Raw genomic sequence first — 23,560 nt, 5'->3', positions numbered from 1 at the left:
TTTCCCTTTATTCATCAATTACGGCGTGACAGATAAAAAATATGCTAGAAGTTAATCCAGTACTCAATAAAATTAAAGAAATTCGTGAACGCACCAATCTGCTTCGGGGGTATCTTTGACTACGACCAAAAGTCAGAACGCTTGGTTGAAGTTACGCGAGAATTAGAATCTGCCGATGTGTGGAATAACCCTGAACGTGCACAAGCACTAGGTCGTGAACGTGCGGCATTAGAAGCTGTGGTTGAAACTATTCAACAAATGGACTCAGGTTGTGAAGACATTGAAGGCTTTGTTGAACTTGCCGTTGAAGCCGACGACGAAGAAACCTTTAATGACGCTGAAGCTGAAACAAAAACCTTAGAAGTTAGCCTTGAAAAACTAGAATTTCGTCGGATGTTTTCTGGTGATCACGACGCCAATAACTGCTATTTAGATATTCAATCAGGATCTGGCGGTACAGAAGCACAAGATTGGGCAGAAATGCTTATGCGCATGTATTTACGCTGGGGTGAAGCCAATGGTTACAAAACAGAAGCCATTGAAGTCACCGGCGGTGATGTCGCCGGTATTAAAGGTTGCACCATTAAATACACGGGTGAGTATGCTTTTGGTTGGTTACGCACAGAAACCGGTGTGCATCGTTTAGTACGCAAGTCACCCTTTGATTCAAGTGGTCGTCGTCATACCTCGTTTGCTTCTGCGTTTATTTACCCAGAAATAGACGACAATATTGAAATTGATATTAACCCAGCAGATTTACGCATAGACACCTTTCGTGCCTCTGGTGCGGGTGGTCAACATGTTAACAAAACTGATTCTGCCATACGTATTACCCATGAGCCAACCGGCGCAGTAGTGGCTTGTCAGGCTGATCGTTCACAGCACAAAAACCGTGCTACCGCGATGAAATTGCTAAAAGCTAAATTGTATGAAATGGAAATGCAAAAGCAAAATGAAGGTAAACAAGAATTAGAAGATGGCAAGTCAGATATTGGCTGGGGTAGTCAAATACGCTCTTATGTTTTAGATGACAGCCGTATTAAAGACTTACGCACTGGCATAGAAAATCGCAATACTCAGGCAGTATTAGACGGTGATTTAAACAAATTTTTAAAAGCTAGTTTGAAATCTGGCTTATAAGTACTTAATTAATTTAAACTATTTTTAATAGAATATACCTGTAATAGAAAGATTTGAGCGCTAAATAACTTAGCTTAAATTCCATGTTACGTTAACACACGAGAAATAAAATGACTGATCAAGCACACCAAGACGAAAATAAATTGATTGCCGAGCGTCGTGGCAAATTAGCAAAAATTCGAGAAAACTGTCCGGCTAATGGCCACCCTAACAAGTTTGACCGAAAACATTATGCTGCTGATTTGCAAGCTGAACACGGTGAAAAAGATAAAGAAACGCTTGAAGCTGAAACCGGTCTTTACAGCATTGCTGGTCGTGTTATGGCAAAACGTGGTCCATTTTTAGTCTTACAAGATATGACCGGCCGTATTCAGGCTTATGCCCACAAAACGGTGCAAAAAGATATTAAAGAGCGTTGGGGCACTTTAGACATTGGCGATATTATTGGTGTTACCGGTACTATGCATATGTCAGGTAAAGGCGACTTATACGTCAATATGGATAAATACGAGCTGTTAACAAAGTCACTGCGTCCATTACCAGAAAAATTTCATGGTTTATCAGATGTTGAAACAAAATATCGCCAACGTTACGTTGATTTGATCATCAATGAAGAAACGCGTAACACCTTTAAAATTCGTTCAAAAATTGTTGATGGTATTCGCAAGTTTTTAACTGACCGTGATTTTATGGAAGTTGAAACACCTATGCTACAAACCATTCCAGGTGGTGCAACGGCGAAGCCTTTTGAAACATTCCACAATGCCCTAGACATTCAAATGTATATGCGTATTGCGCCAGAGCTTTACTTGAAGCGCTTGGTTGTTGGTGGTTTTGAGAAAGTTTTTGAAATTAACCGTAACTTCCGTAATGAAGGCTTATCATCACGTCATAATCCAGAATTTACCATGATTGAATTCTACCAAGCTTATGCTGATTATCATGACCTAATGAACCTTACTGAAGAAATGTTACGTACCCTAGCTGAAGACGTTATGGGGTCAGCTATTATTCGTAATACCGTTAAAAACTCTGACGGTGAAGTTGTAGAAGAGAAGTTCTATGATTTTGGTAAGTCGTTTACTCGTCTGTCTATGGTTGATGCGATTTTACAATATGGTACCAACCTTGATGAAGCGGTTTTACGTGACCCAGAAGCTAATTTTGATGCCTTAAAAGCGATGGCAAAACAAGTAGGTGTTAAGGAAACTGAAGCATCTAAAGTCTGGGGTGCTGGTAAGTATGTTTGTGAGATTTTTGAAGAAGTTGCCGAGCATATGCTTGACCAACCGACCTTTATCACAGAATATCCGTGGGAAGTCTCGCCATTAGCCCGTAGAAATGATGATAACGCATTTATCACTGACCGTTTTGAGTTTTTTGTTGGTGGTCGTGAACTAGCCAACGGTTTCTCAGAGCTTAATGATGCTGAAGACCAAGCGGCGCGTTTTAGAAATCAAGTTGCAGGTAAAGATGCCGGTGATGACGAAGCCATGCACTTTGACGCTGACTATATTCAAGCACTTGAATACGGTTTACCGCCAACAGCGGGTGAAGGTATTGGTATTGATCGATTAGTCATGCTATTCACCGATTCACCTACCATTAAAGACGTTATTTTATTCCCGCATATGCGTCCACTTGCTGAGTAATACCAACTTGGCATTACTCGCTGAATAAGCTGAGTTAAACGCATAACGAAAAAAGCACCTTAGGGTGCTTTTTTATGTTCAGGCGTCCTGTCTTTCAAGGCATTAGAGCATATCGCTAATTGCTCCTGCACTACTTCTACTGACTTCTCTCCCTGTAAAAAAAATATGGCTGCACAGTAAGTTCAGTTTAGCTAATGGTTATTCTCCTCTAAGTATTTATAAGCTAGGGTATTTACAATATAGCTAATATTATTTTAAATAACATAAACATAAACATAAACATAAACAGGTACTTAATTTTTTATTAGGCTTTTTTTGGCAGCAATATAATTTTAATCGCTTGGTTTATTAACTTAGACTGAAATAATGTCGTGGCCAAAATTAAGTTATAAATAGCACAAGGGTTATTTAAATGAATGGTTTATATTTGTCTGCATTAGTGGTGTATTGTCAATGTTCTGTTAAATTTAAAGGGTTACCGATCAAAGTAAGCCAAATATTAGGAGAATTAAAATGGCATTTGAAGTTACCTTTGAATTGAAAGAGTCAGATTTAGAGTATTTTCGTGATGTGATGCGAGCAGCTAAATCAGAAGCAAAAAATTTAACTGAAGCAGAAATTTTAGCTAATGCAAAAAGCCTGAGTAAAGACATTCAAGTTGATGTGCCGCTATTTGTCAGTGAAAGAATTAAAAAATTAGCCACCTTAGTCGCTATGATTGAAGATTCGGAGTGGAAAATACCTGACCAAGAGCGGGCTGATGTATTAAGTGCTTTGGCTTATTTTAGTGATCCTGAGGATTTAGTGCCTGATCATATTCCGGTGTTAGGTTTTTTAGATGATGCCATCATGATTGAGCTAGTTGTTGATGAACTTAAAGATAACATCGAGGCTTTCTTAGAATTTTGTCACTACCGAAAGCGTGAAGAAGGTCGTCATAGCGATGAAACTATTACTCGAGATGAGTGGTTAGAGTCTAAGCGAAAAGAGTTGCACAGTAGAATGAGAAATCGTCGTGCTGGTCGCAGTAGTTCTCGTTCAGGTTTTCGTTCGGTTTTTTAACTGAAAACTGGTCAGTTTATTTGATTGAACTCAAGGTCTGAAAAAGCCGCAGTAAGTGGCTTTTTCAATCTTCAATTTTCAATTTTTAACTTCTAATTTTTCAATTTTTTTAAGATAGCTAGATGATTTAATGCGTTATAAACAACATTAAAATGAAAAAAGCGATAATAGTAGCGTTAAAAGCAAAGATATAACCAAAGCCTTTTAAGCCCTGTTTAATGGTGTAATTATTACTGCTTAAATACCAATACCAAATAGCGCTCATGAGTATAGGGACAAGAAAAAATAGTTGGATCATATTTACGCTATCTCCTGCGTTACTGTTTTTGATGGCTCGCGCCATGGTGCCACTTTTAATAGCATTAACATACCGGGTATCGCTAATGCCGTACATATAAAGTAAAAATTAGTCCAACCTATTTGTTCAACAATAACGCCCGTAGTGGCATTGGCAAATGTTCTTGGCAGTGCGGTTAATGCAGTAAATAATGCAAATTGTGTTGCTGCAAATGCTGGGTTAGTGGCTCGGGCAATAAAAGCGGTAAAGGCCGCTGTGCCAAGACCAACACCCAAATACTCAAAGCCCATAGCGAAAGCTAAAGCGTAGGTGTTGTGGCCAATTTCTGCGAGGGCTGCAAAACCTAGTATACTTATTATTTGCACAAAACCAAACAACCAAAGCGCACGATTAATACTTAATTTAATCATTACGATACCACCAACAGCCAAACCTATAGTCATAGCAACTAATGACGCTGTTTTAGCCACCACACCTATCTCAGTTTTAGTAAAACCTAAGTCGATAAAAAATGGCGTTTGTAAAGCCGTTGCCATACTGTCGCCGAGTTTATATAAAAACAAAAAAGCGAGAATTTGTAGCGCAGATTTTGTACCTTCTCTACTAATAAAGTCCTTAAACGGTAAAACAACGGCTTGCTGTAATGTTTTTGGTGCTTGGGCGGTGTTATTAAGCTCTTTGATTGAAAGGCTTAAGATAACGCCTATTAGCATAAACGCGGCGACAATAATAAATACCGCTTGCCAACTGATATGGTCAGAAAGAATAAAGGCCAACGAACCCGGCACTAAGCCAGAAAGCCGGTAAGCTTGTACGTGAATAGAGTTACCTAGGCCAAGTTCATGCTCAGGCAGTAATTCTCGACGATAGGCATCGAGTACAATATCTTGACTCGCACTAAAAAATGCCACAGCGGCTGCTAGGTAGGCAACATTCCAGATATTCATTACGGGGTCAACAAAACCAAAACCTGCAATAGAGAAGAGCAATAATACCTGGGTGAGTAACATCCAACTGCGGCGGCGCCCCAATACCGGTAATGAATAGCGGTCCATTAATGGCGACCAAATGAATTTCCATACGTAGGGAATACCAATTAAGGAAAACAAACCAATTTCGGTCAGACTAACACCCTCTGAGCGTAACCAACCCGGCACCAGTTGATAAAGAATAAACAAAGGCAGTCCGGAGCTAAAGCCAGTGAATATACAAATTAGCATACGGCGATTGAGTATTGCTTGTTTAAAGGTCGGGGATTGCATTGCTCAAAGCCTAATGAATGCGAGAATATAATGTTGTAAGGCTATCAAAATGTATTAGTAAACAGAAGTTTAATATTTTGAAACAGGCAATTAGTTATTACTGCTTACCTGTGGATTTTTTTTAATCTTGTAATATTAAGGTATTGGGCGCCAACCTATGCAATCAATAGGATAACTGCCCGTTCCAGAGAAAAACTCTAAACAGGTGGATATCTCACTTTTAAAGTATAAATCACGTTCAAGGTCATTAGCGCTGTGCAAACTAAGTTCATGCATTATATGCCAAAATACACGTTCTCTAGCATTATTGGGCGTTTCGTCACTCACCTGAAGTAAAGTCCATTCTGCCATGGTGTTTTCGACAAATTTATCAAGCTCAGTGTAGTGCAGAGAATGATTAATAACAGCGGTAATATAGGCCCTAATTTGTGTGATTTTTTCATTGATAAACTGCTCAATTATCATGATGTTCCTTTTTCGAAATCTAGCTAATAAAGTAGCTTAGCTCTGGTATGAAATTCTGCTATATACTCGGGTATATAAGAGTGTTGCTCGCCTTGTAATATTTTTTGATGCTGTTTAGTTATCGTAGATAAAATTCAAATTGTCAACGTTGACCTGTTGTTCAATGGTGACTTATAGGGGGGTGTTAAAAGGCGATTTAGTAACCAAAAGACTATTTGGAAAGTGTGTTTTATACCAAGGTAATGTTATTCATCATCTATTTTATTATTAAGAGGGCGTTGATAAAAACCAATCAGCCCAGTATATAATGAATCAATTTCGGATAAGGGCTTTAGATGGCAGGCAATAAAATGGCCTTGATTAACATGATAGGTTCAATAGGCACATCTTCCCAGCCCATTTCGCCATTATAATCTGTTTTCACTAAGGCCATGGCATCTACCACTGCTTGACCTTCCACGATGGCACCAAAAACCGCATAACCCCAATGTCTGCCGGGGTCTAAACTGCTATTATCTGCCACGTTGAAAAAAAATTGTCTATTTGCGGTATGAGGACGGTTCTCTTTTGCCATGGCAATCGTGCCTATGACATTTTTTAAACCATTGCCTGACTCATTTATGATGGTGTTATCCACTTTTTTAAGTTCAAAGTTTTGGCTATAGCCTCCGCCTTGAACAATAAATTCAGGCACAATACGATGAAAAATAGTGTTGTTGTATTCGCCTCTAACCACATAGGTTAAAAAATTATCGACAGTAATGGGAGCGCGTATTCTATCAAGCTCTACAATAATGATGCCCATTGAGGTTTCTAATTTAACTCGTGGGAATAAATTATCAGGATCAATGGCTAAATTTTTGGCACTACAGGTGAATGAAAGTAATAATAATATCACTGAAAAAATTTTCATTATGGCTCTCTCGACATTCGGTTATTAAGTTATTGTGCTATTGAATAAACTGCTGCAACTCTTCGCTTTGCACTATTTGGCTTAATAACTTTGTCAGTTGTTGGTTAAAATCTCGCTCTAATACCGCAAGGTCTGCTTTTAGAGGGCCATTGCTGGTACCGGTAATTTTAAATGTTTTTGTTAAAGTGTTTTTGCCATTATTGACAATCACACGAAAACTCATTTGATTACTGGCGCTATATTTTAACAATTGTTGTTGTACACTGACCAAGGCATTGTCGATAATAACGTCCACTTGATTAACGGCTAGCGGCTGTATTTTTAGACCATTAGCTATTAATGCTGGGGTAAGTGCTGTAGATACAATATCAACTATGCGCTGTTGAGGTGAATATAACTGTGTGGCTTCGCCAGCACGTAAAATTTGCACGACATGGTTTGAGCGGCGCAAATCACTAAAGCGTAATTGCACTTGCTTTTGTTGGAAGGCATCACTGCTACCTACATTGATTTCAGGGCTGACAATAACCTGCTTTATTGGCGCACTACAGGCAAATAACAAGTTAGTAGCGCTTAAAAGTAGCAACTTTATTATACTTGATTTCATCTTATATCCTTTAGAATTAAAGTGACAAAATTAACGTTTTATTGCTGAAATAGTGACAAATTTTTCGTTGCTGGCAATCAACTTTTCATTGCCAAAAATACGTTGTAATTTTATATGATAACCCAGTTGACGGTTGCCAATAATGCGTAACTCACCCCCTTTTTTCAATACCCGGTGGCTGTCTTTAAACATTTGCCACGCGATATGATCTGTGGTGGCGGTTTGTTGATGAAATGGCGGGTTACATAATACAAGATCAACACTGCCGCCCTCAACACTGGTTAAGCAATCGTTGACTAGAAAATGGCACTGTTCAATAGCTGAGGGTAAGTTTTCAGTCATATTTAATTTTGCTGATGCGATCGCCATGTAAGACTCATCGATAAAGTGCACTTGCGCTGCGGGCTGCTTTGATAATACCTGTAAGCCAATAACACCATTACCACAACCTAGGTCGATAACCTCAGTGTTTGCAGCAACATTGGGTAAATTTTCCATAAAATAACGCGCGCCAATATCGAGTTTTTCTCGAGCATAAACGTTGGCGTGATTATGTAGGGTGAAATCGGTGTTTTCTAATGGCCATGAGGTTGGAAACACCGCCGATAATGCTTTGTCATTATCGAGTTGACTAAAAACTAGTCGGGCTTTTTTTACCGCTAATGATGTTGTTGTTGTGCCTAAGTAATTTTCAAACAATTTAAGTGTCGAACTGTGAATTTCCTTAGCGCGATCGCAGGCAATAAAAATAACATCTTTACTCAGCTGCTGTTTTATTTTGCTCAGTTGTTGGCAAAGCAGGCCTTTGCTTTTTGGAATTTTATAAAGCACGATGTTAATATCGCTAGGTAAATCATCTAGGCTGCTCAGCAGGGTGATATTTTCTTCTGATAAACCATTTTGCTCTAGATTAAGTTCAATACCTTGATGACTTAAAAATGAGTCACTAACACAATACAACTGCTGCTCAGTTAAGTTGCAGCTTATAGCGCCAAAACTATCATTGAAAATAAGAATGTTTTGTTTTGAGCTAGTTAATAGTTGTTGCTCTAGGTAACTAATTATATATTCATCAGCGGCGTCCCATGCTTGCAAGCTTCGATTGACTTGGCCGGTTGGAAAACGATCGAGAAAAAGGTTTTTGTCATTGAGAATAAAAGGGCTGATCATAGTGATAAATACTTGGTTGGCGTTACCGATATTGTGACAAAATTTATCACTACGAGCTAGTTAATTGCGGATTTTATCGAGATAATAGCGTTAAATAAGACAAAGTCATCATTAAAACATCATAAGGAAGCTATTGGTTTGAAAATACTATCTCCTGATGCTGATATAGATTATATCGAAAACTTTTATGCTGCAGATAAAGCACAACTGTTTTTTCACCAACTTGAGCAAAAGTTAGCTTGGCGCCATGATGATATTAAAATGTTTGGCAAAGTGATGAAAATACCAAGATTACAAGCTTGGTATGGTGATAATAATCTCAGTTACCGTTATTCAAATATGACCTTGATAGCCCAACCTTGGACCGAAAGTTTACGGGCACTGAAAGCAAAAGTTAGCGACTATTGTGACCATGAGTTTAATGCGGTATTAGCAAATTTATACCGTAATCAAGATGACAGTGTCGGCTGGCATAGTGATGATGAGCCTGAATTAGGTCTAATGCCAACTATCGCTTCGTTATCTTTTGGCGCAGAACGTGAATTTCAACTTAAACATATTATCACTAAAGAAAAAATAAACATTATGCTTAGGCCGGGTAGCTTACTGATTATGCGAGGAAATACACAAAAATATTGGCAACACTGCCTACCTAAAAGAAGTAAAGAAATAGCGCCACGTATCAACCTGACCTTTCGAAAGATATGTCTCTAAGGTTTATTTTGGCAATTTTCAAAAAACTTAACTAGTAAGAATAATAGTTAAAATAACGCTGTCAGTCGTCTAGATAGATGGCATAATTATCAGTAACGACTAAAATTAAAACTGATCCATTAGCCGATCAACCTTAGGGAAAATATTATGACAATCGAAGCTATTATTGAAGAAAAACTACTTGCTGCTTTTTCACCCCTTCATCTCGATGTAATTAATGAAAGTCATATGCATAATGTTGCACCGGGTAGCGAGTCGCACTTTAAAGTGATTATTGTTTCAGATGAATTTGAAGGCGAACGTTTGATTAAGCGCCATCGCGCCATTAACACATTATTAGCGACAGAGCTTGCAGATAAAATACATGCACTAGCCCTACATACTTATACTGAACAAGAGTGGAAAAACTATTACGCTGAGAACACACCTTTATCACCTAAATGCTTAGGCGGTAGCAAAAAAACAGGATAAATTATCCGCGTATCTCTGGTAAATAGCTCGCTATTATATTTTGCACCGTTAATGTCATATTAACGGTGTTTTTATGTACAGGATGTACGGTATGCAGCGGTCACATGGATGTGAAAGAGCAGCGATGTACAGGATGTACGGTATGCAGCGGTCACATGGCGGTTCCTAGCCATCTAGGTAATCGCTCTATTGAGTGGTTTATAGCTATGTAAGGCTATGGCTCCACGGCATTAGTAGAACCATGAATGTCGATATTAAAGATCTTTGCTGTGTAAGCTATACAATGAGTTAGCTTCCGAATTTTATCAGGCCGCAGACTAGTATTAATCATCAATATGGCATGAGCCAGGCACTGGCTTAGCGTTTTTAGTTAGCCAACAAGCTTTTGCTGCTTTGCCTGTTGATTTACATAGTATTATTGAAGTGGCTGTTAATGCGGTAAATGAATCAACCTTAGCAGAAGCCCGTAAAAATATGGCATTAAAAGCCCTGATTAAAGCGCATAATGTGCAATTACGTCAAATGCCTGCTGAAGTTATGTTAGCATTAAAACAGCATAAGAACGCCTTGATTAAAGAACAGGTTAAAGCAGATAAATATTTTGCCCGCGTATGGCAGTCATACAGTGAATTTTTAGCATCTATGCGAGCGTATAATAAATTAACCTTGCAAGCTTATGACCAAAATCGCTGATTTTTTAACAATGTTGTCGGCTTTTGTCGAATATTATCGTTGGTTGTAGTCAAGTATTGTCTAGCATGGCTGAGTTTCACCACTGGTCGCATCTCTTAAGAGGTCAAGCCAGAGTAAACTAGTCGGCAAATTGTTTGTAGACAGTAAATTAAGCTTAATTAATTTTAATTAATTTTAATTAATTTTAATTAAGCATTTTTCAAACTCAAATTGTTACTTTGAATAACCCCGTATCACGATACTACTTGGTGTTGTATGTTATTGGGATTTTGAAGTGACACTAAGAAGGTATAGTTATGGTTATTAAGCCAAAAATTCGTGGTTTTATTTGTACTAATGCTCATCCTGCCGGTTGTGCAGCGCATGTTAACGAGCAAATTGCTTATGTAAAAAGTCAGCCTCAAGCCGATGATAAGCCTAAGAACGTATTAGTTATTGGTGCATCAACAGGTTACGGCTTGTCATCTCGAATCACAGCGGCTTTTGGTAATGACGCTAAAACATTAGGTATTTTCTTTGAAAAGCCACCAACAGAAAGAAAAACCGCATCAGCGGGTTGGTATAATACGGCTGCTTTTCAAGCGGCGGCTGACCAAGCAGGCCTGTGGTCAAAAAATATCAATGGCGATGCTTTTTCTCATGAAATTAAAGCAAAAGCTATTGCCGCTATAAAAGCAGAATTAGGTGAAATTGACCTGATTGTATACAGCTTAGCGTCGCCACGTCGTACGGATCCTGATACGGGCGAAGTCTATTCATCAGCACTTAAACCTATTGGTCAAAGTGTTACGACGAAAAATTTAAATACCTCTAAACGTACGATTGATACAATGTCAGTTGATGCGGCTACAGAAGCAGAAATTCAAGGCACTATCGACGTTATGGGTGGCGCTGATTGGGAGCTTTGGATTAAGGCACTCGGCGATGCGGGTGTACTGGCTAAGGGTTTTAAAACCGTTGCTTATACCTATATTGGTAAAGAATTAACTTGGCCGATATACGGACATGCCACTATTGGTCGTGCAAAAGAAGATTTAGATCGCGCGTCAACAGCAATAAAAGCGACAACAGCTAATATTAAGGGCGAAGCTTATGTTACGTCACTTAATGCCGTGGTAACACAAGCCAGTTCGGCAATTCCTATTATGCCATTATATATTTCAGCCATGTTTAAAGTGATGAAAGCTGATGGCACTTACGAAGGTTGTATTGAGCAAATTCAAGGCTTGTTTAGAGAAAATATATACGGCAAAAACCCTATTATTGATGAAGCTGGGCGTTTGCGTCAAAATAACAAAGAACTTGAAGACAGCGTGCAAAAACGTGTCACTGATATTTGGAATACGGTTGATAGCGACACTATCGATGAGTTAACCGATTACCTTGGTTATCATCAAGAATTTTTGAAGTTATTTGGTTTTGACTTAACTGGCGTCGATTATAACGCAGATATTAATCCAGAATTGGCGATCAATAACTTATTGTAACTTGTTTCAAATTACATGAGATTTAATACTGAAAGTCATACAGACTAGTGCGTGATGAATTGGTGACCTAATATTTGTGATTAAAAAAACCGACGATTTGTCGGTTTTTTTATGTCGATTAGGCGTTATTTATGCTTTATAATTTCGGTTGTTTACAACTTTATTACAGAGAATAATGAGTCAATTATTAACTGGATGTGATGCTTTATCGTAGTAAATTTCTACTAAAAAATGATATTTCGTTCTAATATTAGCCGAATTAGAGATTATTCGACTAAATTGTTATTTTTTGTGCTGCTTAAGATAGAATCAAAATGTGGTTTTGTGCTAGAATCGCGCCAGAAATTTTAACTAGAGCCAGTGAACCTTGATTTATCAAAAATAAATTAAGACTTTGCTGAAATACACTGAAATCAGTCGTTTTGTTAATTGTCTGCGCTCATTGTTGTGATGTTTTGCAACAGAAAGTGCGGTTAAATAGCTCAAAAATTGATTTTGATTACTCCCATCAAAAGTAGTGCAAGTGTTTATGATTACAATAAAAAAAGGTCTGGATGTTCCTGTAGTAGGTACCCCCCAGCAGGTAATCCATGATGGTCCGTCCATCAAAACTGTTGCAACATTAGGTGAAGAGTTCGTGGGTATGCGCCCAACCATGTTTGTTAAGGTTGGAGAAAGCGTTAAAAAAGGTCAGGCACTTTTTGAAGATAAAAAGAATCCTGGCGTTAAATTCACAGCTCAAGCTTCAGGTGTTGTTAAAGAAATTAATCGTGGCGAAAAGCGCGTATTGCAATCAGTTGTCATCGAAATTGGTGGCAGTGAGCAAGAAACGTTTACTTGTTATGCAGCTAACGAACTCAACTCTATTGCACGTGAAGATGTTGTTGCAAACCTAGTTAACTCAGGTTTGTGGACGGCATTACGTACACGTCCATTTAGTAAAGTTCCTGCGGTAGATGCCAAGCCTGTTGCCATATTTGTTAGCGCTATGGATACTAATCCATTGGCCGCCAATCCAGCACTCATTATTGCTGAGCAAAGTACCGCATTTGCCAACGGTTTAACTGTGCTTGCGCGCTTAACTGACGGTGAAGTTTTTGTCAGCAAAGCGCCAGGTAGTGATATTGCGGTTAATTCATCTGCTATTGTCAATGAATTTGCTGGAAAACATCCTGCGGGTCTAGTTGGCACACATATGCATTTCTTGAAGCCTGTTAGTGCTGATAAAGTTGCATGGCATGCTGGCTATCAAGATGTAATCGCGATTGGTAACTTGTTTACTTCTGGTGAGTTAGATAGCAGTCGTATTATTTCTTTAGCCGGTCCTGCTGCAAAGAACCCTCGCTTGGTTCGTACCGTATTAGGTGCAAATGTTGCAGAAATTATTGCTAATGAAACACTTGATGGTGAGTTACGTGTCGTTTCGGGTTCATTGTTATTAGGCGCAATTGCCTCAGGCGTTAAAGGTTACTTAGGTCGCTATCACACGCAAATCTGTCTGATCCTTGAAGGTAGAGAAAAAGAGTTTATTGGTTATATGTACCCGGGACCTAATAAATTCTCAGTAACGCGTGCGTACATGTCACACTTCTTCCCTAAGAAGTTGTTCAACATGACGACTACAACCAATGGCAGTTCTCGAGCTATGGTGCCTATTGGTAATTTCGAACGTGTTATGCCGTTAGATATTTTACCGACATTGTTATTGCGTGATTTATGTGCCGGTGATACCGACAGAGCGCAACAGCTTGGTGCTTTAGAGCTTGATGAAGAAGATTTAGCCTTGTGTACGTTTGTTTGCCCAGGCAAAACAGATTACGGCGTGATCCTTCGTGATTGCCTAACCACAATTGAGAAGGAAGGTTAGTCATGGGCTTGAAAAAGTTTATTGAAGATATTGAACCGCAATTTGAAAAAGGCGGTAAATTTGAAACTTGGTATGCGCTTTACGAAGCGGTCGCAACAGGGCTATTTACGCCTGGCCAAGTGAACAAAGGTCAAACTCACATTCGTGACAGTATGGACCTTAAACGTATTATGATCACAGTATGGCTGGCGGTTTTCCCTGCTATGTTCTGGGGTATGTACAACATTGGTTTCCAAGCGGCTGATGCATTAGCGGCCGGTTACGCTTTACCTGATAATTGGCAAGTAGGTTTGTTTGAAATGCTGGGCGGTAGCTTATCTGTAGAATCTGGTTGGTTCAGCATGATGTGTTACGGCGCTGTGTTCTTCTTACCTATCTATGCCACAGTGTTTGTTGTCGGTGGTTTTTGGGAAGTGTTGTTCGCCTCAGTGCGCAAACATGAAGTTAACGAAGGTTTCTTTGTTAGTTCAGTGCTTTTCGCTTTGATCTTACCGGCGACTATTCCACTATGGCAAGCCGCCATAGGTATTACTTTTGGTATTGTTATTGCCAAAGAAATATTTGGTGGTACAGGTAAAAACTTCTTAAATCCAGCATTAGCCGGTCGTGCGTTTTTATACTTTGCTTATCCAACGGATATCTCTGGTGGCTCTGTGTGGGTTGCTGTTGATGGTTACTCGGGTGCAACAACGCTAAGTGCAGCAAGCCAAGGGCTAAACGATTATACCATTGGTACTGATTGGTGGAATGCTTTCTTAGGCTATATCCCAGGCTCTGTTGGCGAGGTTTCCACAGTCATGGTTTTGCTTGGTGGTGCTTATATACTTTATAAAGGTATTGCCTCATGGCGCATCGTCTTAGGTGTGTTTACCGGTATGGTGTTAACGTCAATGCTATTTAATAGCATTGGTAGTGATACCAATGCTATGTTTGCTATGCCTTGGTATTGGCACCTTGTCAGTGGTGGTTTTGCTTTTGGTATGATGTTTATGGCAACAGACCCAGTAACCGCTGCATTTACCAATAAAGGTAAATATTGGTACGGGGCAATGATTGGTCTGATGGTGGTACTGATACGTGTGGTTAACCCAGCATTCCCAGAAGGTATTATGTTAGCTATTTTATTCGCTAACTTGTTTGCTCCACTACTTGATTATTTTATGGCTCAAGAAAATATCAAACGGAGGCTTGCTCGTAATGTCTGATACTAAAAAGAAAGAAACTTTCGGCGGAACTGTTGGTTTCGTATTTATAATTTGTTTAGTTTGTGCTGCCCTAGTATCGATTGCTGCAGTTGGTTTAAAACCCTTACAAACCGCCAATAAATTGCTTGATAAGCAAACTAAGATCCTTGAAGCATCTGGTTTATTAGCGATAGCGCTTAAAGCAGAAAATATTAAAGCTTTGGGTGGTGAATCTGAAAGTATTGTTGATACGTATGAAAAGTATGTTGATGCCAAGATGATTAGCTTAGCAACAGGTAAAGTCATTGAAGGTAACGTTAAAACCTTTGATGAACGTGCTGATGCGCGTGATATCAGTAAAAGCTCAATACCTGAAAATGATATCGCGGGTATAAATCGTCAAGCTGATCATGCCGTAGTTTATTTGATTAAAGATGAACAAGGTAAGGTATCAACGATAGTATTGCCTATTGTTGGCTCTGGCTTATGGGATCTAATGTACGGCTTTATTGGTTTAGAGTCTGATTTAAATACCGTTAAAAGTCTTATCTACTCTGAGCTAAAAGAAACGCCGGGCTTAGGTGCTGAAGTACTTAACCCTAAATGGAAAGCTTTGTGGCCAGGTAAGGAAATGTTTGACGAACAAGGCAACATAGCGATTCAAATTGTTAAAGGTGGTGCTAAAGCTGGCAATATTCACGGCGTAGATGCCTTGTCTGGTGCTACCTTGACCAGTAATGGTGTTGAGAATACATTGCATTTTTGGTTAGGCAAAGAGGGCTATGGTCCATTTATTACTAACTACCGCGCTGGAGGATTGAACTAATGGCTACTGATACTAAAAAAGTATTATTTGGACCTGTTATTGATAATAACCCGATCGCCTTGCAAGTGCTGGGTGTTTGTTCTGCACTGGCAGTTACAAGCTCATTAGCGAATGCGTTGGTTATGACGCTTGCCGTCATGCTAGTAACAGGCTTTTCAAATTTATTTATTTCACTGATTCGTCATCAAATACCATCCAGTGTTCGTATCATAGTACAGATGGTGATTATTGCTTCACTGGTTATTTTGGTTGACCAAGTGTTAAAAGCGTTTTCTTATCAGCTATCAAAAGAGTTGTCGGTATTTATCGGACTGATCATTACTAACTGTATTGTGATGGGCCGTGCTGAAGCTTTTGCGATGAAAGAAAAGCCAGGGGTTAGCTTTTTAGATGGTATCGGTAATGGTTTAGGTTACGGTGCAGTGTTGATGGTTGTTGCTTTTTTCCGTGAACTATTTGGTTTTGGTGAACTATTTGGTTATGAAGTGTTTACTTTGGTGCAAAACAACGGTTGGTACCAAGGTAATGGCTTATTAGTTTTACCCTTTAGCTCATTCTTCATTATCGGTTTAATTATCTGGGCAATTCGCCAGTTCAGGCCAGAACAAGTAGAGAAGGATTAAGTCGTTATGGAACATTATTTAAGTATATTTGTTAAGGCTATATTTATTGAAAATTTGGCATTAACCTTCTTCCTCGGTATGTGTACATTCTTAGCGGTTTCTAAGAATGTTAGCACGGCGATAGGTCTAGGTGTTGCAGTTGTTGTAGTATTAGGCATTGCAGTACCTGTTAACCAAATCATTTATCAAGCGATTTTAGCGCCAGGTGCGTTAGATAGCGTCATGGGTGTTACCGAGGCAAAAGACTCTATAGATTTAAGCTTTTTGTCTTTTATTACCTTTATTGGTGTGATTGCGGCCTTAGTGCAGATTCTTGAAATGGTATTAGATAAATACTTTCCTGCGCTATACCAAGCGCTGGGTGTTTTCTTACCCTTGATTACTGTTAACTGTGCCATCTTTGGTGGTGTGTCATTTATGGTAGCAAAAAACTTAACCTTAGGTGAAAGTGTTGTTTACGGCATTGGCTCAGGTGTAGGTTGGATGTTAGCAATAGTATTAATGGCGGGTATTCGTGAAAAGATGAAATACTCGGACGTACCTGATGGCTTAAAAGGTCTAGGTATTACGTTTATTTCTGCAGGATTGATGGCCTTTGGCTTTCTTTCTTTCGGTGGTATTTCACTTTAGGTTTATGTTGGTTTTAGCGAACACTTACTTGCGAGTAAATGACTTAGCTAAAACCCTTAGAGAAAATTAAAGGAAAGTCGATGGAAATTATTATTCTCGGCGTATCGATGTTCACTGTGATAGTGCTAGCCTTAGTAGTGGTGATTTTACTTGCCAAATCTAAGTTAGTTTCTTCAGGTGACGTTACGATTAGCATTAATGGTGACCCAGAAAAGTCGGTAGTAACTCCGGCTGGTGGTAAGCTTTTAGGCGCACTTGCTGACCAAGGTATTTTTATACCTTCAGCTTGTGGTGGCGGTGGTACTTGTGGCCAGTGTCGTGTAGAAATACATTCAGGTGGTGGTGATTTACTACCCACTGAATCAGGCCATATCAATAAGCGTGAAGCAAAAGAAGGTTGTCGTTTAGCCTGTCAAGTAGCTGTTAAGCAAGATATGGATATTGTGCTTGAAGATGAAATCTTTGGTGTTCAGCAATGGGAATGTGAAGTTATCTCTAACGATAACCAAGCAACTTTTATTAAAGAACTTAAGTTACAAATTCCAAATGGTGAGTCTGTACCTTTCCGCGCGGGTGGTTATATTCAAATTGAAGCACCTGTTCACCACGTAAAATACAGCGATTTTGATATCGATGAACAATACAAAGGTGACTGGAATCATTTTGGCTTTTTTGATGTAGAATCAAAAGTTGATGAGCCGACGTTACGTGCTTATTCAATGGCGAACTATCCAGAAGAAGAAGGCATTATCATGCTGAACGTGCGTATTGCTACGCCACCTCCAGGGCGTTTACATTTACCAGCAGGTAAAATGTCGTCTTATATCTTCAGCTTAAAAGCGGGTGATAAAGTGACTATTTCAGGTCCATTTGGTGAGTTCTTTGCCAAAGAAGGCGAAAGTGAAATGGTCTTTATTGGCGGTGGTGCAGGTATGGCGCCTATGCGTTCTCATATCTTCGATCAACTTAAACGTTTACATACTAAACGTAAAATATCGTTTTGGTATGGTGCTCGTTCTAAGCGTGAAATGTTCTATGAAGATGATTATAACGGCCTTGCAGCTGAAAATGACAACTTCATTTGGCATGTGGCGTTATCTGATCCACAACCCGAAGATAACTGGGATGGCATGACAGGTTTTATTCATAACGTATTACATGAAAACTACCTGAAAGACCATGAAGCGCCAGAAGATTGTGAGTACTACATGTGTGGTCCTCCAATGATGAACGCTGCCGTTATTCATATGTTGAAAGATCTGGGTGTTGAAGATGAAAACATCATGTTAGATGATTTCGGTGGCTAATTAAGCTCGCGAATTCATTAAGTGAAAAGGCGGCCTAGGTCGCCTTTTTAATACCTATTAGCTTTTAACTTTATCACTGAATTTATTTAGCTAAAACAAGCTGTTTTTTTCACCAATGACGCAGCTTGCTTTAGCTAAACAAACTTTTATTAAGGATATTGTGATGCAATATAGTTTTAACCTAACTAAGCACAAATTAGCCGCTAAATTATGGCTAATAACAACCATGTTAGTTGTGTTAGGCGGCTGTTCACCCAGTAATGACCTTGCTCGTCAAGAATATTTTCTGCAAGGCAATACGATGGGCACCACCTATAATATTAAACTGGTGGGTCAGAACATAGACGCAGTTAAAATCCAGCAAGGTATTGATAAACAGTTAAAACAACTCAATCAGGAAATGTCGACTTATATTACAGATTCCGAATTATCAACATTTAATCAATCAAGGTCACTTTCGCCAGTTAATATCTCGACAGGTTTAGCTCGGGTAATTAAAGAAGCTATGCGCTTAGGAGAGCTAAGTAATGGTGCGCTTGATGTAACGGTAGGACCATTAGTTAACTTATGGGGTTTCGGGCCAGAATATCGTCCTGAAACCATACCAAATAATGAATTATTAACGGCCACCAAAGCGCGAGTGGGTTTAGATAAGTTAGCATTTAAAAACGGCATGTTAAGTAAAAGTATTCCCGATCTTTATGTTGATTTGTCAACCATTGCCAAAGGTTATGGCGTTGATTTAGTCGCTGAGTTCGTCGAAGCTAATGGCATCAATAATTACCTTGTTGAAATTGGTGGAGAGATGCGTCTTAAAGGTTTTAAACATACCGGTGAACTTTGGCATGTTGCGATTGAAAAGCCTTTAAGTACCGAACGTGCTGTTCATCAAATTATTGTGCCAAAAGATAACGCGGTTGCTACATCAGGTGACTACCGCATTTATTTTGAAGCTGAAGGCCAACGATTTTCGCATATCATAGACCCAAAAACTGGCAAGCCGATTAATCATAAACTGGTTTCTGTGACGGTAATTCATCCATCATCAATGACTGCTGACGGTTTATCTACGGCCATGATGGTGATGGGTGAAGAAAAAGCGCTGGCGTTTGCAGAGGCTAATGATCTTGCGGTTTACATTATTGAGAAAACTGATCATGGCTTTGTCGAGCAAAGCACGGTAAAATTCATGCAGTACCTCAAGTAGGTTTGCAGGGGTTTATTTACGTTACTGACGTTATTCTCGTTATTTAAAAGTTATTTTTATAATCAACTTATTAAAGTTTTATCAAATAGGTAGGCACTCATTATGGTTATTTTTTTAATCACCTTATGTTTTTTTCTCGTTATTGTTATGGCAATGGCAGTAGGTTATATATTTCAGAACAAAACGCTTGCTGGTAGTTGTGGTGGCCTAGCGAACGTTGGTATTGATAAGTCATGCAACTGTGATGATCCTTGTGAAAAGCGCCAAGAACGTGATCGAGTAGCGGCATTAACCATTGGCGACATCAGCGTGAAAAATATTTAGGCTGTTGACGTAAGTAAAGTTTTTAGCGCATTGTGTTATCAAAACTTGCAGTTTACATCAGATGATTTTTAGAAAAAGGTGAGCTTAGCTCACCTTTTTCTGTTTAGGTTGAGCAATATAACTTGAGCCATTGATGCTTTTAGCCATCGAAGTTTCTTTGGTATTAGCAGACCTTTGTAGCTCGATGTCAAAGAACGCGATGCTTAGTTAACTACTTTACTGCCATTTACCATGCTAATAACTTAACTAAAACGCTTAAATAAGTCGTTCAATTAGCCAATAGATAGCGATAATAGCAATCGCAACATTAAGCGACAGTACTAACCTTTCTTGATACCAAACTTTACTCCTCAAGGGATATAAACACATAAAAGCGAGGGCAATAACCGTCAGTTGTCCTAGTTCAACGCCAATGTTAAATGAGATCAAACTCAAGGCATATTGACTCTGCGCTAATCCCAGATCGCCTAATACCGAAGCAAAACCTAAACCATGTAACAAACCGAAGGCAAATATTATCGGCATACGTGCATAACTAGTGGTATTTGTTTGTGCTCGGTAAATATTTTCAACGCCTACATAGACAATAGATAAGGCAATGAGTGGCTCTACAATTGCGCTGGACAAGGCTACAACACCGTAAATACCTAAGGCAAGGGTAATGGTATGCGCTAGGGTAAATGCAGAGATTTGCCATAGTAAAGTTGAGCGACGTTTAGCAAAAAGTAAAAGGGCTAAAACAAAAAGAATATGATCTAAGCCCAGTGGCAGTATATGAACAAAACCCTGATAAATATAATCAGCGGCAAGTTTTATTCTTGTAGGCACTATAGCGTTACTTGCCGCTAAGTTGGCGTTGGCTAAACTAATTTTATAACGGTTACTTAGGGTTGCTGAACGGATGATTTCTTGCTGTGGTCGAATCACTTTCAGTACAATATCACCCAATAATGGCGAAAATTGCACGGCAACTTCATCCACCCCTTGTGGAATATCTCCGGTTACGTTTAATTGTGCTTTATATTCAGCTAAGCCGGCTTGTTGAGATAATATTCGCTTTAAATGCTGTAATTGTAAGCCTTTAAAGGGCGCAATATTGTGCTTTAGGTTTTGTTTTATATTCCCGTCAATGTTCCCGTCTATATTCGCGTCAATGCTCCCTTGAATATTTTTATGCGCATTTATATAAGTAAAATGCAGACTAGTTTGTTGGCTCAAAATAACTTGCAGGTGTTCGAGTAGCTTTTTTTGTTCAACAAACGAGTGCTGATTGAGTACGCCAATCACCTTAGCGTCATCACCTGAGATGTTGAGATGTTTTTTTAGTAAATGCAGCAAGTCTACCGTAACAACAAGTTGATAATGTTCACTGTTATCTAAGGATAACGTCGCCTTATTAATATCATCACTATGGGCAGAGCTAGCACATGAAAAAAGTGCTGTGGTAAATAAGATAATAAAAATATATAGCGGAAAAAGTGCTCGCGTATGCAAAATAAAAACCTTTATGGTGAGAAAAAAATAGCGCTAAGCTATCGCATCTTTTATAAAATTAACAGTGATTTTAAAATGAAGAGAATACTTCTACATTTATATATCACGACTTATCTCTCCTTTACCTCTCCTTTACTGCTAGCTAGCGCTTATTAATGGACAAACACAAAAGCTAAACCTAAAGCTTATTGCTCATCATGGCGATGGAAAGTGACAAACTTTGCGATATATTATGATTTAGAGCAAAAACTTTAAAAATAATATAAGCCAAAATGTTATATCGCAGATTATAATACTGTGGGCAACACTTGTGCTTTGCTAAAATTTAAATGATTTAGCAAAGCAGAGGGCCTTATTCGTTACTTATCAGCGCTAATTTATTCGCTTAATAAGATCAAATTGATACCTTAAAAAGCCAATAAACAGCCGAGATAAGTTTGAAAATAGTATAAGCCAATAAAAACAGCCATTTTAGTCATTGGTCAACGCTAATAACCAGAACAATATTGAGTTCATTAGGTACTTATGTTTAAAAAAATATTATTAATTCTGTTACTTTCATGTATTTCTGCGACTGCTTGGGCCTCAGGTCACGGCAGTATTGATTTAACCAACTCGATATTTGGTTTCACTGCCCTTATCTTATTCTCAATCGCCTACCTACTGGTTATTGGCGAAGACGTTATCCACTTAAGAAAATCAAAACCTGTGCTTGTTGCCGCTGGTGTTATTTGGTTAATTATTGGCTGGGTATACACCCAGCATGGAGTGCCCTTAGAGGCAGAGGAAGCCTTTAATCATAACTTACTTGAATATGCGCAGTTATTATTATTTCTTCTTGTGGCCATGACCTACATTAACGCGATGGAAGAAAGAGGTATTTTCGATGGCTTGCGTTTATGGATGGTTTCTAAGGGCTTGAGCCTTAGATCGTTGTTCTGGGTGACGGGTATTTTAGCCTTCGCTATCTCTTCATTTGCTAACAACTTAACTACCGCCATGTTGATGTGTGCCATTATATTAAAAGTGGCGTCTAAGGATAAAAAGTTTATCAATATAGCCTGCATTAATATTGTTGTTGCGGCTAATGCGGGTGGTGTATTTAGTCCGTTTGGCGACATTACTACTTTAATGATTTGGCAGTCAGGTTTGGTTAAGTTTGAACAATTTATTGTTTTGTTTATTCCCTCAGTGGTCAATTTTTTAGTACCCGCCATCATCATGAGCTTTTTCATTTCCAATGAAAAGTCGACGCCAGTCGTCAGTGAAGCTTTCCAAATAAAGCGAGGCGCAAAAAGAATTGTCGCACTTTTTGTGCTGACCATTGCAACAGCCGTGTTATGCCATAGTGTGGTTAATATGCCACCCGTGTTAGGTATGATGATGGGATTAGGTTACTTAAAATTCTTTGGTTTTTATTTACGTATGAGCCTACCACGCTCTTTAGATAAAAAACGTAATAAAGCCGAAGCTGAAAACGATGCAGAAGCATTGAAAAAGCTTGGCAATATTATACCTTTTGATATTTTTGACAAAATAGCACGGGCAGAGTGGGACACCTTACTGTTCTTTTACGGCGTTGTTATGTGTGTGGGTGGTTTAGGCTTTATGGGCTATTTAAGCTTAGTTTCAGAGGCCTTGTACAGTAACTGGAGCCCAACTTACGCCAATATTGCCGTAGGTGTATTATCAGCCATTGTTGATAACATTCCGGTAGTGTTTGCGGTGTTAAGTATGAACCCAGTGATGGATCTTCAACAGTGGTTATTAGTTACCATGACCGCAGGGGTTGGCGGCAGTTTATTGTCCATTGGCTCAGCGGCAGGTGTGGCGTTAATGGGGCAAACCAAAGGTATGTATTCTTTTATGGGTCACTTAAAGTGGAGTTGGGCTATTGCCCTAGGTTACGCGGCAAGTATTGGCGTACACTTTCTGATTAATGGTTAATGGTTAATGGTTAATATGTTTTTCAGTTTAGCTTAACTGAAAAACATATGGTGTCGAACTAGCTATTGTTATTACGCCTAAAGCGTAGTTAACCTTAGCTAGGTTGCCGCTTAATATAGTAACTAATCACTTCAATGAGTAACCAGAAAAGGGGCTTGGCTCTATTTAATCACTCTTTAACTCAGTCTTCATTTTAACAATTCTTTGAGGAAAATTG

The 23,560-nt window shown here is 38.9% G+C and carries 23 protein-coding genes; 16 read left to right on the top strand and 7 right to left on the bottom strand.

Features of this window, described 5'->3' with window-relative positions; genetic code table 11:
• Window positions 1–41: 41 nt before the first annotated feature.
• From prfB to H4J61_RS06455, 3 genes are all read left to right on the top strand, one after another.
• Window positions 42–1,140 (top strand): peptide chain release factor 2 gene (gene prfB, locus H4J61_RS06465; protein ID WP_182184415.1). Its coding sequence is split into 2 segments (ribosomal slippage): window positions 42–116 and window positions 118–1,140, totalling 1,098 coding nucleotides; the frame shifts between segments, so codons are not numbered across the junction.
• 110 nt (window positions 1,141–1,250) lie between these two features.
• Complete coding sequence (lysS, locus tag H4J61_RS06460) at window positions 1,251–2,792, top strand: lysine--tRNA ligase (RefSeq protein ID WP_182135110.1); 1,542 nt, start codon at window positions 1,251–1,253, stop codon at window positions 2,790–2,792.
• Between the two features lie 513 nt (window positions 2,793–3,305).
• Window positions 3,306–3,854, top strand: a complete 549-nt coding sequence (locus H4J61_RS06455; RefSeq protein WP_182135108.1) for a YkvA family protein — start codon at window positions 3,306–3,308, stop codon at window positions 3,852–3,854.
• Between the two features lie 127 nt (window positions 3,855–3,981).
• On the opposite strand, the gene H4J61_RS06450 is transcribed toward H4J61_RS06455, so the two are convergent.
• From H4J61_RS06450 to H4J61_RS06425, 6 genes are all read right to left on the bottom strand, one after another.
• The gene (locus tag H4J61_RS06450; protein ID WP_182135106.1) at window positions 3,982–4,152 is read right to left on the bottom strand and encodes a hypothetical protein; all 171 of its coding nucleotides are present in this window, start codon (window positions 4,150–4,152) and stop codon (window positions 3,982–3,984) included.
• Between the two features lie 2 nt (window positions 4,153–4,154).
• Window positions 4,155–5,414 (bottom strand): AmpG family muropeptide MFS transporter, encoded by a 1,260-nt coding sequence (locus tag H4J61_RS06445; RefSeq protein ID WP_182184414.1) that lies wholly within the window; start codon window positions 5,412–5,414, stop codon window positions 4,155–4,157.
• Window positions 5,415–5,549: 135 nt separating this feature from the next.
• Window positions 5,550–5,879 (bottom strand): hypothetical protein, encoded by a 330-nt coding sequence (locus H4J61_RS06440; protein ID WP_182135103.1) that lies wholly within the window; start codon window positions 5,877–5,879, stop codon window positions 5,550–5,552.
• A 331-nt stretch (window positions 5,880–6,210) separates the two neighbouring features.
• Window positions 6,211–6,792, bottom strand: coding sequence for a peptidylprolyl isomerase (locus tag H4J61_RS06435; protein WP_182135101.1), 582 nt, complete (start codon window positions 6,790–6,792; stop codon window positions 6,211–6,213).
• Between the two features lie 37 nt (window positions 6,793–6,829).
• Window positions 6,830–7,399, bottom strand: a complete 570-nt coding sequence (locus H4J61_RS06430) for a YajG family lipoprotein (protein WP_182184413.1) — start codon at window positions 7,397–7,399, stop codon at window positions 6,830–6,832.
• A 30-nt stretch (window positions 7,400–7,429) separates the two neighbouring features.
• Window positions 7,430–8,569, bottom strand: a complete 1,140-nt coding sequence (locus H4J61_RS06425) for a methyltransferase (RefSeq protein ID WP_182184412.1) — start codon at window positions 8,567–8,569, stop codon at window positions 7,430–7,432.
• A gap of 138 nt (window positions 8,570–8,707) precedes the next feature.
• Here H4J61_RS06425 and H4J61_RS06420 point away from each other — a divergent pair, with 138 nt between their 5' ends.
• The 12 genes from H4J61_RS06420 (at window position 8,708) to nqrM (ending at window position 19,902) form a co-directional block, all read left to right on the top strand.
• Window positions 8,708–9,283, top strand: coding sequence for an alpha-ketoglutarate-dependent dioxygenase AlkB (locus H4J61_RS06420; RefSeq protein ID WP_220460872.1), 576 nt, complete (start codon window positions 8,708–8,710; stop codon window positions 9,281–9,283).
• Between the two features lie 147 nt (window positions 9,284–9,430).
• Entirely contained in the window at window positions 9,431–9,754 is a 324-nt protein-coding gene (locus H4J61_RS06415; RefSeq protein WP_182135097.1) for a BolA family transcriptional regulator, read from the top strand.
• Window positions 9,755–10,087: 333 nt separating this feature from the next.
• Window positions 10,088–10,447, top strand: a complete 360-nt coding sequence (locus H4J61_RS06410) for a hypothetical protein (RefSeq protein WP_182184628.1) — start codon at window positions 10,088–10,090, stop codon at window positions 10,445–10,447.
• A 296-nt stretch (window positions 10,448–10,743) separates the two neighbouring features.
• Complete coding sequence (fabV, locus tag H4J61_RS06405; protein ID WP_182184411.1) at window positions 10,744–11,934, top strand: enoyl-ACP reductase FabV; 1,191 nt, start codon at window positions 10,744–10,746, stop codon at window positions 11,932–11,934.
• A gap of 529 nt (window positions 11,935–12,463) precedes the next feature.
• Window positions 12,464–13,801 carry a Na(+)-translocating NADH-quinone reductase subunit A gene (locus tag H4J61_RS06400; protein WP_182184410.1) on the top strand — a complete coding sequence of 446 codons (1,338 nt, stop codon included), beginning with the start codon at window positions 12,464–12,466 and terminating at the stop codon, window positions 13,799–13,801.
• A gap of 2 nt (window positions 13,802–13,803) precedes the next feature.
• Complete coding sequence (locus tag H4J61_RS06395) at window positions 13,804–15,006, top strand: NADH:ubiquinone reductase (Na(+)-transporting) subunit B (RefSeq protein WP_182135091.1); 1,203 nt, start codon at window positions 13,804–13,806, stop codon at window positions 15,004–15,006.
• A complete protein-coding gene (locus H4J61_RS06390; RefSeq protein WP_182135089.1) occupies window positions 14,999–15,811 on the top strand; it encodes a Na(+)-translocating NADH-quinone reductase subunit C in 813 nt (270 codons plus the stop codon). Before H4J61_RS06395 ends, H4J61_RS06390 begins: the two co-directional genes overlap by 8 nt.
• Window positions 15,811–16,434 (top strand): NADH:ubiquinone reductase (Na(+)-transporting) subunit D, encoded by a 624-nt coding sequence (locus H4J61_RS06385; RefSeq protein WP_182135087.1) that lies wholly within the window; start codon window positions 15,811–15,813, stop codon window positions 16,432–16,434. Before H4J61_RS06390 ends, H4J61_RS06385 begins: the two co-directional genes overlap by 1 nt.
• 6 nt (window positions 16,435–16,440) lie before the next feature.
• Entirely contained in the window at window positions 16,441–17,064 is a 624-nt protein-coding gene (gene nqrE, locus H4J61_RS06380; RefSeq protein WP_182135085.1) for an NADH:ubiquinone reductase (Na(+)-transporting) subunit E, read from the top strand.
• An 80-nt stretch (window positions 17,065–17,144) separates the two neighbouring features.
• Window positions 17,145–18,371 (top strand): NADH:ubiquinone reductase (Na(+)-transporting) subunit F, encoded by a 1,227-nt coding sequence (gene nqrF / locus H4J61_RS06375; RefSeq protein ID WP_182135083.1) that lies wholly within the window; start codon window positions 17,145–17,147, stop codon window positions 18,369–18,371.
• Between the two features lie 163 nt (window positions 18,372–18,534).
• Complete coding sequence (locus H4J61_RS06370) at window positions 18,535–19,578, top strand: FAD:protein FMN transferase (protein WP_182184409.1); 1,044 nt, start codon at window positions 18,535–18,537, stop codon at window positions 19,576–19,578.
• A 102-nt stretch (window positions 19,579–19,680) separates the two neighbouring features.
• Window positions 19,681–19,902 carry a (Na+)-NQR maturation NqrM gene (gene nqrM / locus H4J61_RS06365; protein ID WP_182135079.1) on the top strand — a complete coding sequence of 74 codons (222 nt, stop codon included), beginning with the start codon at window positions 19,681–19,683 and terminating at the stop codon, window positions 19,900–19,902.
• 255 nt (window positions 19,903–20,157) lie between these two features.
• Here nqrM and H4J61_RS06360 read toward each other — a convergent pair whose 3' ends face one another.
• Window positions 20,158–21,396 (bottom strand): HupE/UreJ family protein, encoded by a 1,239-nt coding sequence (locus H4J61_RS06360; protein ID WP_220461203.1) that lies wholly within the window; start codon window positions 21,394–21,396, stop codon window positions 20,158–20,160.
• A gap of 525 nt (window positions 21,397–21,921) precedes the next feature.
• Between H4J61_RS06360 and nhaD the strand changes: the two genes are divergently transcribed.
• Window positions 21,922–23,343: a sodium:proton antiporter NhaD gene (gene nhaD / locus H4J61_RS06355; RefSeq protein WP_182135077.1), complete on the top strand. Its 1,422-nt coding sequence runs from the start codon at window positions 21,922–21,924 to the stop codon at window positions 23,341–23,343.
• The last annotated feature ends 217 nt before the right edge of the window (window positions 23,344–23,560 follow it).

It is taken from the genome of Colwellia sp. MB3u-4 (genome assembly GCF_014077065.1).
Classification (GTDB): domain Bacteria; phylum Pseudomonadota; class Gammaproteobacteria; order Enterobacterales; family Alteromonadaceae; genus Cognaticolwellia.
This window is presented reverse-complemented; position numbering and strand designations above follow the sequence as displayed.